Below are 15,891 nucleotides of genomic sequence, written 5' to 3' on the forward strand. Positions count from 1 at the left end.
ATGACGACACCGACAGACCCGTTGCAGCCCTGGTGGACCCGCCCCGGTGGTGCGCCCCCGCCCGGCGCCGCACCACCGCCACCAGCGCCGGCACCGGCCTCCCGGGCGCCGTATCCGCCGCCACCGCAGCGGCAGCCCGCGCCACCGCCGCCCGAGGACCCCAACCGCTATCGGCTGCCGCCCTCGCCACCCCACGCGCACCGGGCACCGAGCCAGTCCCCCCGACGAAATGTGTTGCTGCTCGGCGGGATCGGCGCCGCCATTGCGCTGATGGCCGTCGCGGCGGTCGGTGTCTGGGCGTGGAAGTTCCGCAACAGCACCGTCATCGACGTGGCACAGGCCGAAGCCGGTGTGCGGCAGATCCTGTCCGATCCGATCAACGGCTACGGGTCGAACACGATCAGCGCCTTGCGCTGCAACGACGGCAAGAACCCGTCCGCGGCCAAAGGTGACAGCTTCACCTGCGAGGTGGAGATCAACGGCACGGTGCGGCATGTCACCGCGGTGTTCTCCGACGACAAAGGCACCTTCGCCGTCGACGGGCCGCGCTGAGCGATTACGGCCCGCCGGGACGCTTGTGCTGGTGCCCGTGCACGCCCTCGGCATAAGCGGTCTCGGCGTGCTGGGTGAAATCGATACCCGCCAGCTCGTCTTCCCGGGTGACCCGAAATCCAAGCGTCATGTCGATGAGCTTGGCGATGCCGAACGACACCGCGAAGGCGAAGACTGCGACCACCACGATGGCCACCGATTGCTTACCCAACTGGGTCAGCCCACCGCCGTACAACAGGCCCGACGGGCCGCCGGAGATCATCTCCGCCGCCAGCACGCCGATCAGGAACGTGCCGACCACACCGCCCACGAAGTGCACCCCGACCACGTCGAGCGAATCGTCGTAACCCGCCCGGAACTTCCACCCGATGGCATACGAACACACAACCCCAGCGACGGTGCCGACCACGGCCGCACCGACCGGCGTCACGAACCCGCACGAGGGGGTGATCGCGACCAGGCCGGCAACCACACCCGACGCGGCACCGAACGTGGTGGGACGGCCGTCGCGCACCCGTTCGACCGCGAGCCAGCCCAGCATTCCGAGGCAGCCGGCAACCAGCGTGTTGAGGAAGATGACCGCGGCCTTGCCGTCGACGGCGAATGCCGACCCGGCGTTGAAACCGAACCAGCCGAACCACAGCAGCCCCACGCCGAGCAGTACGAAGGGCAGGTTGTGCGGGCGCATGGCCTCGGATTTGAAGCCGATGCGCGGACCGAGCACCAGGGCCAGCGCCAGCGCCGAGGCGCCCGACACGATCTCCACCACCAGCCCGCCGGCGTAGTCCAGCGCACCGAACGTCGTCAGCCAGCCACCCGGGCCCCACACCCAGTGCGCCACCGGGGCGTAGACCAGCAAGGTCCACACCGGCAGGAAGACGATCCATGCCGAGAACCTGGCCCGGTCGGCGATCGCGCCGCTGACCAGCGCCGCCGTCAAGATCGCGAATGCCAACTGGAAGGTGACGAACAGCAGTTCCGGCACGTTCGACCGGACGGCCGCGAGGTCGATGTTGGCCAGGCCGAGATGGTCCAGGTTGCCGATCAGGCCGGATCCCGCATCGGCGCCGAAGGCCAGGCTGTATCCGGCCAGCAGCCAGGTCACGGTGACCACCGGGATGGCGATGAAGCTCATCATGATCATGTTGAGCACGCCGGTGGAGCGCACCATCCCGCCGTAGAAGATCGCCAGACCGGGCGTCATCAACAACACCAACGCGGTGCTGGCGAGCAGCCAAGCGGTCGCGGCCGGATCGATCTGCACACGGACTCCTTCGTCTCAGGGCAAACGCTCGGACGAGAGTACGACACGGTGTTATCGGTCCGTGCCAGGCACCGCACCGTGATGCAGTTTGTGATGCCGGTCAGGTCCCCCTACGACGTGGAGGCCACGGGTGGTCTGTGTCGCTAGCCCGGTGACCCTTGGGATTCAGCCCAGCTGGTCAAGAACTGTTTGATCTTGGCGATCGCCTTCGGGATTTCGACGTTTGGTTCGAAATCCTCACGGGTATAGCCGCGTTCGGCGGCCGCCAGCATCAGGGCGTTGACGATCTCAAGTTCCGACCAGACTTCGTAAAACTCGCCGGCCCGTGGATCGTCCGCCGATTCTGCACTCAACGCCGCATCCTCGAGCCGCCACACGAACTCTTGGAACTCGACGGCTCCGGATTCAAAATCCTTGATCAGCTCGAGCGAGTACCGCAGGTAGTTTTTATGCTCCTCAAACCGGAACGCGACATTGGCCATGCGTCAGCCCCTTCCAATGTGCAGCACTGTAACCACTTCACCTATCGAATTGACAACGACCTTGATGCCGTTCTCCGGCACTGCGTAGGTCATTGTGCCCGGCAAATTCCCTGGACCGGCAATGCCGTTCGCAATGGCATCCTCCACCACAGTCGGCGTTACCCCTCGGCCCATCAGGCGATCAAGGCTGTGACCAGTATAAAGCCGCCCCATAATGACCGACTCAGCGTTTGTCCCCGGCGGCACATTCAACGGGGCTCCCCTCCGGCCGACCGGAAGTTGGGTCGCAATTCGATCAGCCGTTGCTTCAGCTGCCCGCGCCGCGGCCGCTGCCCGCGCTACCGCCGCTTCTCCGCCTCCGAACACGAGTCCTGGTACTTGCTGGGCAAGTTGCGCGCTCGCTCCCCCGGCGAAGTAAGCGGCATTCGGAGCATCGAACACCGAGTTGACCTGACTGATGGCGGACGAGAGCGGGTTGACTGCCTGCTGCGCGAGTGCTTGGGCAAGGTTGCCCCAGGACTCGGCCACACCTGGTGCTCCGGGGCCCGCCGCACCGACAAGCACCTGGATGCTTTCAATCCCGGCGTCCCAGCTGTCACGAAAACCTTCCGCGAAGCCGGGCTCAGGCACAGGTGTGGTCGGGACTGTCGAAACCTGCGGCAGTGTGCCGTTGGCGATCTGGGTATTGAGCTGGGCCGCGCCGTTAACGACCTGGTTGACCCGCTGGTCCAACTGCGAAGCTGGGACGCCGTCGTTGGCTATCACTTGGCGCAAGACAGCCACATCTTGGCGACTCGGCGTGAATGCGGGTGCGGCCGACGACGAGCTCGTTAGCGTCACAGCCCGGCTCTGGGGAGCTGGACGAACATCGGGGCCCGCCGCCGGCGCGCTTGCACCATTGCGCCGTCGGGCCAGACCCGCGCCCGCAGCCGCTCCCAGTCCGATAACCACACCCGTGGTGGTGTTGATTGGATTGCTCGGGGATTCCGGAGCGGCTGCAGTCACCGCGGGAGGCTGAGCGATAGATTGTTGCGATGACGATGTTGCCGGCGGAATCTGTTGCTGGACAGGCGTGTTCTGTGTAGTGGGCGGCGGCGCGGTGTCCTGGGTTGGTGACGCGGGTGGGTTCGTGTTCTGGTGCCATTGGTTCGGGGGCGCTTGGACCACCGGACTCGGCGCCTGCTCCGACTGCGAGGGTTGTACCTGGCTTGAGATACGCGTATTCACACTGCGATTCGGCCCGTCAGCCCTCCAGCGATTGTTGGCGTTGGTCCGCTCAGAAAAGCTCGATCCCGACCGCTGCGTCGCACGCTGACCCTCAGAAGAGCCCCGCGAACCCGCATCATTATGTTGGCCGTTGGTGTTCGACTTCTTGTTGTCGCTCTTCTTTTTCTTCTTCTTGTTATCCCCTGGCTTGGAGTGATTACCACCCGGCGAACCCGGTTTCGGCGTCGCTCCAGCGTGCGCCACCACCGCAGGATCACTACTGACCAACGGCACCACCAAACCCACAATCGGCACCAGAAAAGCGGTCAACCCCGCCGCGACACCCAAGCGCAACCAACGACCACGATCACCGACTGATCGGCCCGAAACCGCCCGATGCCGACCCTGAGACACGCGGCGCGCGCTCGACACCCCTAGCGGCATCAACCACTCACCACTCGACACATCAGAGCAAAGAGCCGACCCACCGTCCGCGACGATCGCACGAGCACCAGACCCAACCGACACCGCGCACCGATACCGCGTCACCACGCCACCTGCACAGCGCAGCTATGACCGGCCGACCTCACCCAGAGGTCGAACCCGCGCAGGTCAGACCGCAATAATCCCCCCATGACGCCTCCCCCTCGACATCCCAATCGAGCCCGTCAACCAGACGGACTCTGCAGGGTGTAGTCGGGAGCGAACGTCGAAACCGAACATCAGCGAACGGTGATCTATCCCACAGCAACATTGGCGTCAACCGCGGCTACGCTTCGACACCACCAACACACGGCGGCCAAACCGACCCGATACCCGGGCATCATGGGCCGCCGAACCATCGATTCGGGGGAATCATGCATTCATCGAGCAACAACGCACAGTTCCACGTCAAGAACTTCGCCGCGCTGCTGGGCGGCCTCGCCATGCTCGCCGCGGGCTTCGCCGCCATCACCAGCCTGACCAACTGGATCGACCACTGGGGCACCGTTCCGGTCTACCTGACCTACTTCCTCTACATGTCCCTCGCCGGGCGGCTGTTCTGGAAGGGCGCCGACGCAACCTGGGCCGCAATCAAATCGAGCCTCACTACCGCGCCGGCAATCAAAGTGGCCCCCTAAACCCGCCGCCATCCTCTCGACGGTGATCCCGCGATCAGTGATGGTCCCACCGTGCTCGGACCTCTCAGGTTACCCGGGAAGTGCGGCGACGAACCAACAAGCGACGGTAGATGTTTCGATCCCACCGTGCTTCGATCTGCAGCACGGAGCCGTCCGGCGCATCACCACGCTCGATAACTTTGGCAGCTTCGATGTTCCAGGTGCCGCACTTTTCGACAGCCACCGACGCGTCTGTCAAGTGACGACCTCAGCGTCTCGCGCGCAGGATCCGGCTGGCCTGCAAGACGCGCGCGAACTCGAGTTCTCCACCGTCTGAAGACCCCTCACCGAGGTAGGCAGCGACGACGTCGTAGCCGGGGCGGTCGTCGATGATCCTGAAGCCGAGTGTGCGCAGCAGTGTTGTTATTTCGGTTGGCGTGAAGTAGCTATGGAAGGGTTCGCCGGCGGCGGCGAGGCGTTCAGCGCGAGCCTGCAAGTCGGCGCGGTCAGCCTCGGTGCTTGGCGAGTGCAGATAGTCGAAGACCACTTCGACCGGCTGGGCTTGCCCCGCGATGTACTGCAAGGTAGAGCGGGCAGCGCTTGGAGTTAGATAGAAGATGACCCCCAACCATACGAAGATCGCGGGTTCAGTCCGTGTGAAGGCGGTGGACTCCAGTTCCGCTGACAGGTCTTGGGTTTCGAAGTCCACGGGCACGAGAGTCAACGTCGCAGGGATATCGATTCCGGCCGCGGCGAGTCGGTCGCGTTTCCATGCTTGGGTGGCCGGGTGATCGATCTCGAACACTCGCAGACCGGGATTGTGGTTGCGGTAGGCGAAGGTGTCCAGCCCGGCGCCCAGGATCACCACCTGGCGGGTACCGGCGGCCACGGCCGCAGCTACCGCGTCTTCGGCGACGCGGGCGCGGGCAGCGAAGAACAGACGCCGGTCCCGATCGTTGATCACCGCGCCGATCTGGTCGCCCACGCGTGTGCTCAGTTCGGTCAACTCGTCGGCGGTGACACCGAGCAGCGGAACCGCTAGATCATCGCTGAAGATCATTGGCTGATCGGCGATCTGGTGATACGCGCGGGCGTAGGCGGTAGCTAGGGCGGTGCGGCTAGGCCCCTTGTCCATACTGGCAAACCTACTCGCGGACCCATGGCGGACGGCGTGGAACCGCCCCCCCCAACATCCCATGGTCTTCCAGGGTGTCGAACGCTCACCGCGCGGGTTGCTTTTCATGGTGTAATCGCTGCAGGCGCCAACGGCGAGGGCCAGACGCGCGTCGCCCCAACCAACCTTCGGTCACCTAATTTGGTCTACAACGATATGGCCAGCTACGCCGCGGTGAAGTTCCCCTTGACCGCGTTGCTCGCCGTAGACGCGGCTGGCAACGCCGAGACCGACCGGCTGCGAGTGGACGGCGCTCACCGCGCTCGAAGAGAGGCTCCGATCTTCCGGCCCAGGCAACGCAAAAGCCGCCGGAACAACGTCCGGCGGCTCCCCGCTCTGGCGAAAGACCTGTACCAGGCCGTCCGCTCTCGCGATGATTACAGCAAGCACTCAATGGTGCGGGCGGTGGGATTCGAACCCACACGCTCTCTCGAGCACCGGCACCTAAAGCCGGCATGTCTGCCGTTCCATCACGCCCGCAAGCGCGTTCAGACTACCGCCCGCCGATCCGGCCGGAGTTGTCGGTGGCTGCTCCTACGGTGGAACACAACGTGTAGAAGGCGGTCCTAGGTGCGCTCCACGGCTCAGTTCAACCGAGTCCAACAACTCATCGCAGCCGGACTGAACGACTGCCAAATCGCCCGGGAGTCGGCCGTCCCTCGGCGCACAGTCTGGGATTGGCGGCGGGCTGGTCCGCAATTGCGCCGACCACACGATTCGTGTGCTCAACACGATTACTCGCACCTACCCTCAGATGCGTACGCATATCTTCTGGGCTTGTACCTAGGTGACGGCAGTATCAGCCAGAACCGGAGAGTTTGGCGGTTGCGCGTCACGTTGGACAAGCGCTACCCCGGCATTATCGAGAGCTGCCGACGCACGATCGATACGATCATGTCGGGTCAGCAGGCGACCGTATTTCCGCGGGACACGGGATGCGTGGACGTCAGCCTCTACTCCAAGCACTGGCCCTGCCTCTTCCCCCAGCACGGCCCCGGCCAGAAACACACCCGCCCGATCGTCCTGCAGCCCTGGCAGCAAGCACACGTCGACGCCGCGACCGAGGCCTTCATCCGCGGGCTCATCCACAGCGACGGCTGTCGCGTGGTGGCCAACGATCGCGGGGTGCGCAGCGTCCGCTACCACTTCACCAATCACTCCGCCGATATCCGCAATCTCTATTGCGCGGCACTCGACAGGCTGGGCATACCGTGGACGCAGAACAGCCGCTATGTCATCGCCGTCTATCGGAAAGCCGCGACGGCGCGCCTCGACGAGTTCGTCGGCCCAAAAGCCTGAAACGCCGCACGGTACCGTTGACGCATGTCCACTACACGGCGTAGGAGGCCGGCGCTCATCGCGCTGGTGATCCTCGGCGCCGTCGGCTGCCTGCTACTGGCGTGGTGGCAGTGGACCCGGTTCGAATCCGCGTCGGGCACCTTCCAGAATCTCGGCTACGCGTTGCAGTGGCCGATGTTCGCGGGTTTCTGCGTCTACGCCTACTACAAATTCGTGCGGCTGGAAGAAGCACCACCCGTCGAGACCAGGCCCGATACCGAGATCCCGGCCGGCCTGCTCCCCGAGCGTCCCAAGGCTACGACCAACGACGACGACCCGACCCTGCGCGAATACAACGCCTACCTCGCCGAGCTTGCACAAAAGGATAAGGAAGACACCGAATGACCTCCCCCGAAACCCCCGCATCCGCCGCTTCCGTCGAGTCCATCCGCAAGGCGCTGCTCAGCTACCGCGTGATGGCATGGGCGACGGGTCTGTGGCTGATCGCCCTGTGCTACGAGATGGTGATGAAGTACGTCTTCAAAGATGCCTCGCTGAGCTGGATCGGCATCGTGCACGGCTGGGTGTACTTCGTCTACCTGCTCTGCACCGCGAATCTGGCCGTGAAGGCGCGCTGGCCCATCGGCCGCGCCATCGGCACGCTGATCTCCGGCACGGTGCCGCTGCTGGGCATCATCGTCGAGCACTTCCAGACGCAAGACGTGAAGAAGCGCTTCGGTCTGTGACACCCTCGGTCGCAGCGACCGGGATCAGCAGAGCGAGCACCGCGGACAGTCCGGCGACGCCCGCCGCGATCAGCAGCGCCACCCGGAACGCCTCGAGGGTCGGCACGTCCTGGCCACCCGTCGACATCGTCAGACCGGCCAGCACCGCACCGATCACGGCGCTGGAGATCGACGTCCCCAACGAGCGTGCCAAGGCGTTGATGCCGTTGGCTGCGGCCGTCTCCGAGATCGGCACCGCCGCGTTGATCAACGCCGGCATCGACGCGTAGGCAAACCCCACCCCGACACTCACCAGCACGTTGAGCACCAGCACCTGGGCGCCGCCACCGAGCAACCACAACCCACCCAGGTACGAGCCGGCGATGATCGTGCATCCGGTGACCAGCGTGAAGCGCGGCCCCCGGACCGCCGCGACGCGCGCAGCGACGGGTGCGGTGACCATCATCGCCAGCCCGCCCGGCGCCATCCAGAGCCCGGCCTCGAGCATCGACATGCCGAGCCCGTAGCCGGTGACCTTCGGCAGCTCGAGGATCTGAGGCGCGATCAACGACAGCGCGAACATCGCAAAGCCGACGCCGATCGAGGCGATATTGGTGGTCAGCACCGGACGACGCACCGTGGTGCGCAGGTCGACGATCGGTGAGTCGTACCTCAGCTGCCAGGCCGCGAACACGGCGAACACCACCAGCGACGCGGCGAACATGCCGACCGTCGTCACGGACGTCCATCCCCACGTCCGCCCCTTGGTGATCCCGAGTAGCAACGCCACCAAGCCCGCGGCGAGCAGCACCGCGCCCAGTGGATCGAGCCGGTCCGATGAGGTCGCCGGTACCGCGGGCACCAAGAAGACGAACAACGCCAGCGCGCCGACGCCGAGCCCGGCGGCAAACCAGAACAGCGCGTGCCAGTTGACGTGCTGGGCGATGGCCGCCGACAGCGGCAAACCGAGCGCCCCGCCGACTCCGAGCGACGAACTCATCAATCCCATTGCCCCGCCGACCTTTTCGGCCGGAACCGAGGCACGCAGCACGCTGATGCCCAGCGGGATGATCGGGATCGCCAGGCCTTGCAACCCCCGACCGGCGATGAACGGGATCAGCGCCGAGGTCAGCGCACACAGCAGTGACCCGGCGGTCAGCAGCACCGCACAGGCGATCAACACCCGCTTGGGCCCGAAGAGGTCGCCGAGGCGGCCGAAGACGGGCGTGGCCACCGCGGCGGTGAGCAGTGTCGCGGTGATCGCCCACGACGCGTTGGCGGGGCTGGTGGCCAGCAGCTTCGGCAGTTCCGGGATCAGCGGGATGATCAGCGTCTGCATCAGCGACACGCTGATACCGGCCGCGGACAGCACACCGATCAGCACGCGTGGATGCGTCGAACCCCAACCGCGTGCACTCACGGCCGCGAGCATTACACGTTAGTTCGCCTATGTAAAATTCGCCGAAATCACACCAGCGCGCGCAGCGCAGGTACCAGCAAGGCCAGCGCCCGACCGCGATGCGAGGCGGCGTCCTTCTCCGCCGGGCTCAGTTCGGCCGCCGACCGGTCCGAGCCGGCCGGCACGAAGATCGGGTCGTACCCGAAGCCACCGTCCCCGCGGGGCGCACGGGCGATGGTGCCGGACCACTCGCCGCGCACCACGGTCTGCCCGGACGCCGAAACCAACGCACACGCCGACACGAACGCGCCGCCGCGCCGCTCGTCGGGCACGTCGCGCAGCTGGCCGAGCAGCAGCTCCAGATTGGCGACGTCGTCACCGTGCCGGCCGGCCCACCGGGCCGACAGCACTCCCGGCATCCCGTTCAGCGCATCGACGGCCAGCCCGGAATCGTCGGCCACCGCCGGAATCCCGGTGGCGGTGAACGCGTCGCGCGCCTTGGCCAGCGCGTTCTCCTCGAACGTCGCGCCGGTCTCGGGCGCCTCGTCGAAGGCGGGCACATCGTCCAGCGACAACAGATCCAGCCCGGACACCCCGGCAGCGTCGAGCACGCGCCGCAACTCGGCCAGTTTCTTGGCGTTGCGGCTGGCGACCAGCAGTTGCACTAGCTTCCGAACGCTTTCTTCGCCGGTCCCGACGGCTCGGGCAGCACGCCCGGATACGGCAATTCCAGCGCCGCCTTCTGGATGGCGAACAACTGATCGCAGGCGCCCAGCGCCGCGTCGAGCAACTTGTCCAAGGTGGAGCGCGGGAACGTGGCGCCCTCACCCGTGCCCTGCACCTCGACCAGCGTGCCGGTATCGGTCGCGACGACGTTCATATCGACCTCGGCGCGCGAATCCTCGGTGTACGGCAGGTCCACCCGGACCCGTCCGTCGACCACGCCGACCGACACCGCCGCGATGGCGCACGACAGCGGACGCGGGTCCGACAGTTTGTCCGCCGCCGCCAGGAAGGTGACCGCATCCGCGAGGGCGACGTAGGCCCCGGTGATGGCGGCGGTACGGGTGCCGCCGTCGGCCTGCAGCACATCGCAGTCGATGGCGATGGTGCTCTCCCCCAGCGCCCGCAGGTCGATACACGCGCGCAGCGAGCGGCCGATCAGCCGGCTGATCTCCTGGGTGCGGCCACCAACGCGCCCCTTGACCGATTCGCGGTCCGAGCGCGAGTGGGTCGCCGCCGGAAGCATCGCGTATTCGGCGGTGAGCCAACCCAATCCGGAACCCTTACGCCAACGCGGGACACCCTCGGTGACCGAAGCCGTGCACATGACCCGGGTCTGGCCGAATTCGACCAGCACCGATCCGGCCGGGTGGGAAGTGAATCCGCGGGTGATGACCACCGGTCGCAGTTCGTCGTCAAGCCTGCCGTCTTCTCGTCTGGACACCCGGCAACCCTATCGCCTGCGTTCAGCGGCGCGTGATGTCGATCGTCTCGTTGCAGACCACGGCGTGCACGGGGCCGTCGAACTCGGCCTTCGCCTCGCTGATGACATCCTCACGCGACGTCCACGGCGGGATGTGGGTGAGCAGCAGTTCGCCGACGCCGGCCCGCGCGGCGATCTGCCCGGCCTCGGTACCGGACAGATGCAGTTTCGGCGGCCGGTCCGGCGAGTGGGTCCAGGACGCCTCGCACAGGAACACGTCGACGCCGCGCGCCAACTCGATGACGGCATCGCAGATACCGGTGTCCCCGCTGTAGGCGAACGTGACACCGGCCCGGTCAGTGAAGCGCATCCCGTAGGACTCGGTCGGATGGCACACCAGCCGCGGCTCCACGGTGAGCGCACCCAACTGGACGGTCTGTCCGTCCACCCACTGCTGGACCTCGAAGATGTCGGAAATGTCGTCGATCTCCCCGCCCTCGGGCGACGAGGCGGCCCCCATCCGCTCCGAGGTGTCGGTCGGCCCGTACAACAGGGCTCGTCCCACCGGCGGGTTGGGGTGATAGCGGCGCCAGACGAACAGCCCCGGCAGGTCGAGGCAGTGGTCGGCGTGCAGATGCGAAAGCAGCACATTCACCGCGCCGGGGTCGGCATGCCGCTGTAAGGCGCCCAGCACACCGCCGCCGAAGTCGATGACCATCGGCGTGGTGTCGGGTTCGGTCAGCAGGTAACCGGACGCCGGCGAATCGGGCCCGACAACACTGCCGGAACAACCCAGTACGGTGATTCGCACAAGCTCTAGCTTGCCACGTCTGCTATCCGTGAGACGAAAGCATCACCGCTTTGCGCGACAAGATTCATTTTGGCTCCACACAGTGACCCGGACCGCATCGGGGATTACCAGCAAAGGCGCGTCAACCGGGCAGCGGAGCCGTGCCGGTGCGGCGCGCCTTGGGCTTGCGTTCGCGACCGGACAGTACGTACGCCGCGAAGACACCGGCCAGCGCCCCGCAGAGATGACCCTGCCACGACACCCCCGGGGCGCCGGGGAGGACGCCCAGCAGCACGCCGCCGTAGATGAACGCGACCACCACACCGACCACGATCTGCCACGCCGTGCGGGTGAAGAAGCCGCGCACGATCACGAAGGTCAGCCAGCCCATGATGAGCCCGGACGCGCCGATGTGGGTGGTGGTGCACTGGATACCGACATACGGGCAGTGCGCGCCGATGTTGCCGATGAGCCAGGTGCCGAATCCGCCGAGGATCCAGATGATCGCCGTCGCGGCGAGGAAACGTCCGTAACCCGACAGGCTGGCCAGAAAGCCGAAGATCAACGCCGGCACCGTGTTGGCGACCAGGTGCGGCCAACCGCCGTGCAACAGCGGAGCCCACAGGATGCCCCAGAGCCCGTCGGTGCGCAGCGGCTGGATACCGTCCTGGTCGAGCCGGCCCCGGAACACCGTGGCGTCGACCGCTTCGATGACGTACAGCGCGGCCACGAACAGCACCACCGTCGCACCGCCGAGTTTCCAGGTGGCCGGCTTCTTGTCGGGAGGTGTGACCGGGACGGTCACGGTAACCGTCGTTCGACTACGCCCATAGCTGCCCTTCCAACGCGTCCTCGGCGTCATCCAGGCTACCGGCGTAGGCACCGGTCGACAGGTACTTCCATCCGGCATCGCAGACCGTGAACGCGATGTCGGCGCGCTCGCCGGCCTTGATCGCCTTGGCAGCCATCCCCAGCGCGGCATGCAGGATGGCGCCGGTGGAGATGCCGGCGAAGATCCCCTCCACCTCGACCAGCTCCCGGGTCCGCTTGACCGCGTCGAAGGCGCCGACCGAGTACCGGGTGGTCAGGATGTCCGGGTCGTACAGTTCGGGCACGAAACCCTCGTCGATGTTGCGCAGGGCGTACACGCCCTCGCCGTAGCGCGGTTCGGCGGCCACGATCTGGATTCCCGGTACGTGCTCGCGCAGGAACCGGCCGGTGCCCATCAGCGTGCCGGTGGTGCCGAGCCCGCCGACGAAATGGGTGATCTCGGGCAGGTCGGCCAGCAGTTCGGGCCCGGTGCCCTCGTAGTGCGCGGCGGCATTGGCCGGGTTGCCGTACTGGTACAGCATCACCCACGACGGGTTCTGCGCGGCAAGCTCTTTCGCGTAGGCGACGGCGGTGTTCGACCCGCCCTCGGCGGCGCTGAAGATGATCTTGGCGCCGTAGAGCTCGAGCAGCTGGCGCCGCTCGATCGAGGTGTTCTCCGGCATCACGCAGATCATCCGGTAGCCCTTGAGCAGCGCGGCCATCGCCAGCGAGATACCGGTGTTGCCGCTGGTGGGCTCGAGCAGGGTGTCACCGGGCTTGATCAAGCCGTCCCGCTCGGCCTGCTCGATCATCCGCAGTGCCGGCCGGTCCTTGATGGATCCGGTCGGGTTGCGGTCCTCCAGCTTGGCCCACAACCGCACGTGCGGTCCGTTCTCGTCATCTGCCCAGCGCGGTGAGAGCCGCTGCAGCCCGACGAGCGGTGTGTTCCCGAGCGCCTCCAGCAGCGAGTCGTACCGCACGACTCAGCCACCCGCGACGGCAGGCAGGATGGTCACCGAGTCGCCGTCGCTGATGGCGGTGTCCAGACCGCCGGAGAAGCGCACGTCCTCGTCGTTGACATAGATGTTGACGAAGCGGTGCAACTTGCCGTTGTCCACCAAGCGGGCGGAGATGCCCGCGTAGTTGGTCTCCAGGTCGGTGATGACGGCGGCGAGGGTGTCGCCGCTGGCGCTGACCCGCTTCTCGCCGCCGGTGTGCGGACGCAGGATCGTCGGGATCGAGACGGTTACTGCCACGGTCATTCCTTACTGATAGTTCTCAACGATGGACACGGGTTCTTCGGTGACGACCCCGTCCACGATGCGGTAGCTGCGCAACTCGTGTTCGTCGGGGTCGCGGGTCGAGACGAGAACGTAGTGGGCGTCCGGTTCCGCGGCAATCGAGACGTCGGTGCGGCTCGGGTAGGCCTCGGTGGCGGTGTGGGAGTGGTAGATGACGACGGGGACCTCGTCGTTGGCATCCATCTGCCGCCACACCTGAAGATGTTCCATCGAGTCGAACCGGTAGAACGTCGGTGACCGCTCGGCGTTCGCCATCTGGATGAACCGCTCAGGGCGATCCGAACCCTCCGGCCCGGCGATCACACCGCAGGCCTCATCCGGGTGGTCGGCGCGCGCGTGGGCGACCATGGCGTCCACCAGGTCGGCGCGGATCACCAGCACGTCAGGACTCCGTTCGTCGGGCGAATGCTCCGGGCAACATGTCGCGGTAGGTCGGTATTCCTGCCAACGACTCGGCTGCCAGCACTCCTACCAGGACCGCGCGCGCCAGGCAATCTGCAGCGGCGGCGCCCACCGCGGTGACAACCCCGGTCTCCGGGGACATGGCCGTCGGCGTCTTGGGGTTCGGCGGGACCTGCACCGCGCCGGTCGCCAGCGCGAAAACCGTGTCCCCGTCCAGCGGGGTGTGCGCCGGCCGGATGGCGTGCGCGAGCCCGTCCTGGGCGGCGACGGCGACCCGCCGGCAGCCGGCCGGGCTCAGCGCGGCATCGGTGGCCACCACCGCGATGGTGGTGTTCAGCGGTCCGCTCTTCTTGTCCAGCGCGGCATACGCGGCGATCTGGTCGGCGGGCGGCGGTGTCAGCCCGAACTCCGCGGACAGCGACGCCATCCAGGGCAGCCCGGTTACCGGGTCGACGACGTTGCCGCCCGGGTTGACCGCGACCACCGCCCCCACGGTGACGCCGATATCGGGCAGCGTGACCGACGCGGTGCCCAGTCCGCCCTTCAGCACGCCGGCCCGGGCGCCCGCCCCGGCTCCCACATTGCCGATCGCCACCTCGGTGGTGGCGGCCCGCGCGGCCGCGTAACCGAACTCCGCGGTGGGCCGGCATGCCCAGCCGCCGACGGGCAGATCGAAGATCACCGCCGCGGGCACGATCGGCACGACCCCGCCGTCCATCGCCACGCCGCGGCCCCGCTCCTCCAGCCAGGTCATCACGCCGTCGGCGGTGGCCAGACCGTAGGCGCTGCCGCCGGTCAGCACCACGGCGTCCACGTGCCGGACGCTGTTGGCGGGGTCGAGCAGGTCGGTCTCGCGGCTGCCCGGTGCTCCGCCACGGCAGTCCACCGCGGCGGTGGTGCCCGGCGGGGCCACGACGACGGTGGTACCGCACGCCCAGCCACTGCCCAGCGTCGCGTCGGCGTCGATGCGGTGGTGATGGCCGACGAGGATGCCCGCCACGTCGGTGATGGAACCGGTCACCGGGCCGATCCCCCGGTCGCTTCGCTCTTCCGCACCGGCGGGCTACCTGCCCATCATTCCGAGCACCAGGTATTCCTGCAGCACCGTCAGCCACTGGTAGACGTCCAGATGTCCGGCCATCGGGTGCTCGGGCGGCAGCCGGTCCAGCCCGTCGGGCCCGATGTCGAGCATGGTGCCCAGCGCCAGCCGTACGTCGTTGACCGCTGCCGCCCAGGCCTGCGCATCGTCCTCGGTCAGTTCGAACTTGCCCCCGCTCTCCGGCAGGGTCTGCAGAAGACGTTGCGCCGCTTCTCGTTTCGCGTCGATGATGGCGGGCTCATGCAGGCTGCGCAGCGCGCGGTTGAGGCTCTCCGCGGCCGTCGCACCCGCCGGGTGCTCATTGCGGGACCGGAAGAAGTCCGGCAGCAGCCGCCGCATCGTGTCGTCCTCGGGCGGCTGGGAATGCCCGGTCCGGATGCCGGTGAGATCGGCCAGCTCATCCGACGGGGCCGTGGACTCGCGGTCCTCGAGCATCTCCACCATCGACGTCACCAGGTTGCGCAGCAGCGCGGCCTCGTGCGCGGCCAGGGCCGACCGGAATCGCGGGCCGGCGGGGCCGTCCACCCGCTTCCACTTACGCACGTGCTCAGCGGTCCTGCTGCATCGTCGCCCACAGGCCGGCCGCGTGCAGTTTCGTCACGTCGACCTCCATGGATTCGCGGCTGCCCGCCGACACCACGGCCTTGCCGTCGTTGTGCACCTGCAGCATCAGCTTGGTCGCGTGCGGTTCGCTGTAACCGAACAGCTTCTGGAAGACGTATGTCACGTAGGACATCAGGTTGACCGGGTCGTCCCAGACGATCGTCACCCAGGGACTATCGGCCGCGGCGTCTTCGTCGCGACCGGTGTCGGACTTGCGCTCCTCACGGGTACCCGGACGAGTCCGCGCTGGGGTAACCATGCGGCTCACGATACCGGGACG

Annotated in this window: 21 protein-coding genes and 1 tRNA gene; 5 read left to right on the top strand and 17 right to left on the bottom strand. The window is 66.9% G+C overall.

Going from position 1 to position 15,891, the window contains the following annotated elements:
* Positions 1-552, top strand: a complete 552-nt coding sequence (locus AWB94_RS34240; RefSeq protein ID WP_109762225.1) for a DUF4333 domain-containing protein — start codon at positions 1-3, stop codon at positions 550-552.
* Positions 553-556: 4 nt separating this feature from the next.
* Here the strand turns inward: AWB94_RS34240 and AWB94_RS19010 are convergent, their stop codons facing one another.
* The 3 genes from AWB94_RS19010 to AWB94_RS34680 form a co-directional block, all read right to left on the bottom strand.
* A complete protein-coding gene (locus tag AWB94_RS19010) occupies positions 557-1,816 on the bottom strand; it encodes an ammonium transporter (protein ID WP_062656763.1) in 1,260 nt (419 codons plus the stop codon).
* A gap of 143 nt (positions 1,817-1,959) precedes the next feature.
* Entirely contained in the window at positions 1,960-2,298 is a 339-nt protein-coding gene (locus tag AWB94_RS19015; protein WP_062656764.1) for a hypothetical protein, read from the bottom strand.
* Positions 2,299-2,301: 3 nt separating this feature from the next.
* Positions 2,302-3,834 (bottom strand): hypothetical protein, encoded by a 1,533-nt coding sequence (locus AWB94_RS34680; protein ID WP_131805282.1) that lies wholly within the window; start codon positions 3,832-3,834, stop codon positions 2,302-2,304.
* Positions 3,835-4,361: 527 nt separating this feature from the next.
* On the opposite strand from AWB94_RS34680, the gene AWB94_RS19020 reads away from it, so the two are divergent.
* On the top strand, positions 4,362-4,625 hold the full coding sequence (locus AWB94_RS19020; protein WP_062656765.1) for a hypothetical protein: 264 nt from the start codon (positions 4,362-4,364) through the stop codon (positions 4,623-4,625).
* A gap of 64 nt (positions 4,626-4,689) precedes the next feature.
* On the opposite strand, the gene AWB94_RS35180 is transcribed toward AWB94_RS19020, so the two are convergent.
* From AWB94_RS35180 to AWB94_RS19030, 3 genes are all read right to left on the bottom strand, one after another.
* The gene (locus AWB94_RS35180) at positions 4,690-4,863 is read right to left on the bottom strand and encodes a hypothetical protein (RefSeq protein WP_165605318.1); all 174 of its coding nucleotides are present in this window, start codon (positions 4,861-4,863) and stop codon (positions 4,690-4,692) included.
* Positions 4,864-4,872: 9 nt separating this feature from the next.
* On the bottom strand, positions 4,873-5,739 hold the full coding sequence (locus AWB94_RS19025) for a class I SAM-dependent methyltransferase (RefSeq protein ID WP_062656766.1): 867 nt from the start codon (positions 5,737-5,739) through the stop codon (positions 4,873-4,875).
* Positions 5,740-6,172: 433 nt separating this feature from the next.
* A tRNA-Leu gene (locus AWB94_RS19030) sits at positions 6,173-6,258 on the bottom strand.
* Positions 6,259-6,603: 345 nt separating this feature from the next.
* On the opposite strand from AWB94_RS19030, the gene AWB94_RS19035 reads away from it, so the two are divergent.
* From AWB94_RS19035 to AWB94_RS19045, 3 genes are read left to right on the top strand one after another with little or no spacing between them, the layout of a single operon-like run.
* Positions 6,604-7,077: an LAGLIDADG family homing endonuclease gene (locus tag AWB94_RS19035; protein ID WP_234811798.1), complete on the top strand. Its 474-nt coding sequence runs from the start codon at positions 6,604-6,606 to the stop codon at positions 7,075-7,077.
* A 24-nt stretch (positions 7,078-7,101) separates the two neighbouring features.
* On the top strand, positions 7,102-7,461 hold the full coding sequence (locus tag AWB94_RS19040) for a hypothetical protein (RefSeq protein WP_062656768.1): 360 nt from the start codon (positions 7,102-7,104) through the stop codon (positions 7,459-7,461).
* Positions 7,458-7,802 (top strand): DUF3817 domain-containing protein, encoded by a 345-nt coding sequence (locus AWB94_RS19045; protein WP_036396598.1) that lies wholly within the window; start codon positions 7,458-7,460, stop codon positions 7,800-7,802. The genes AWB94_RS19040 and AWB94_RS19045 overlap by 4 nt, the downstream gene beginning before the upstream one ends.
* On the opposite strand, the gene AWB94_RS19050 is transcribed toward AWB94_RS19045, so the two are convergent.
* The 11 genes from AWB94_RS19050 to clpS all read right to left on the bottom strand — a co-directional run bounded on the left by AWB94_RS19050 (position 7,750) and on the right by clpS (position 15,870).
* Entirely contained in the window at positions 7,750-9,201 is a 1,452-nt protein-coding gene (locus tag AWB94_RS19050; RefSeq protein WP_264022183.1) for an MFS transporter, read from the bottom strand. The two genes, AWB94_RS19045 and AWB94_RS19050, sit on opposite strands and share 53 nt — an antisense overlap.
* Before the next feature lie 47 nt (positions 9,202-9,248).
* Entirely contained in the window at positions 9,249-9,845 is a 597-nt protein-coding gene (gene rdgB, locus AWB94_RS19055; protein WP_201029543.1) for an RdgB/HAM1 family non-canonical purine NTP pyrophosphatase, read from the bottom strand.
* The gene (rph, locus tag AWB94_RS19060; RefSeq protein WP_062656771.1) at positions 9,845-10,627 is read right to left on the bottom strand and encodes a ribonuclease PH; all 783 of its coding nucleotides are present in this window, start codon (positions 10,625-10,627) and stop codon (positions 9,845-9,847) included. The genes rdgB and rph overlap by 1 nt, the downstream gene beginning before the upstream one ends.
* Positions 10,628-10,649: 22 nt before the next feature.
* Positions 10,650-11,417: a cyclic nucleotide-degrading phosphodiesterase gene (locus AWB94_RS19065; RefSeq protein ID WP_062656772.1), complete on the bottom strand. Its 768-nt coding sequence runs from the start codon at positions 11,415-11,417 to the stop codon at positions 10,650-10,652.
* 121 nt (positions 11,418-11,538) lie between these two features.
* Positions 11,539-12,258 (bottom strand): rhomboid family intramembrane serine protease, encoded by a 720-nt coding sequence (locus AWB94_RS19070; RefSeq protein ID WP_084395136.1) that lies wholly within the window; start codon positions 12,256-12,258, stop codon positions 11,539-11,541.
* Complete coding sequence (locus AWB94_RS19075) at positions 12,218-13,186, bottom strand: cysteine synthase (RefSeq protein WP_062656774.1); 969 nt, start codon at positions 13,184-13,186, stop codon at positions 12,218-12,220. The genes AWB94_RS19070 and AWB94_RS19075 overlap by 41 nt, the downstream gene beginning before the upstream one ends.
* 3 nt (positions 13,187-13,189) lie before the next feature.
* On the bottom strand, positions 13,190-13,462 hold the full coding sequence (locus tag AWB94_RS19080) for a MoaD/ThiS family protein (RefSeq protein WP_062656805.1): 273 nt from the start codon (positions 13,460-13,462) through the stop codon (positions 13,190-13,192).
* 9 nt (positions 13,463-13,471) lie between these two features.
* Positions 13,472-13,888 carry a M67 family metallopeptidase gene (locus AWB94_RS19085; protein ID WP_062656775.1) on the bottom strand — a complete coding sequence of 139 codons (417 nt, stop codon included), beginning with the start codon at positions 13,886-13,888 and terminating at the stop codon, positions 13,472-13,474.
* 1 nt (position 13,889) lies between these two features.
* Positions 13,890-14,930 carry a P1 family peptidase gene (locus tag AWB94_RS19090; protein ID WP_062656776.1) on the bottom strand — a complete coding sequence of 347 codons (1,041 nt, stop codon included), beginning with the start codon at positions 14,928-14,930 and terminating at the stop codon, positions 13,890-13,892.
* Between the two features lie 42 nt (positions 14,931-14,972).
* The gene (aosR, locus tag AWB94_RS19095) at positions 14,973-15,551 is read right to left on the bottom strand and encodes an oxidative stress transcriptional regulator AosR (protein ID WP_062656777.1); all 579 of its coding nucleotides are present in this window, start codon (positions 15,549-15,551) and stop codon (positions 14,973-14,975) included.
* A 4-nt stretch (positions 15,552-15,555) separates the two neighbouring features.
* The gene (gene clpS / locus AWB94_RS19100; protein ID WP_062656806.1) at positions 15,556-15,870 is read right to left on the bottom strand and encodes an ATP-dependent Clp protease adapter ClpS; all 315 of its coding nucleotides are present in this window, start codon (positions 15,868-15,870) and stop codon (positions 15,556-15,558) included.
* Between the last annotated feature and the right edge of the window lie 21 nt (positions 15,871-15,891).

Origin of the sequence: Mycolicibacterium canariasense (assembly GCF_002101555.1) — a bacterium.
Taxonomy (GTDB): Bacteria; Actinomycetota; Actinomycetes; order Mycobacteriales; family Mycobacteriaceae; genus Mycobacterium; species Mycobacterium canariasense.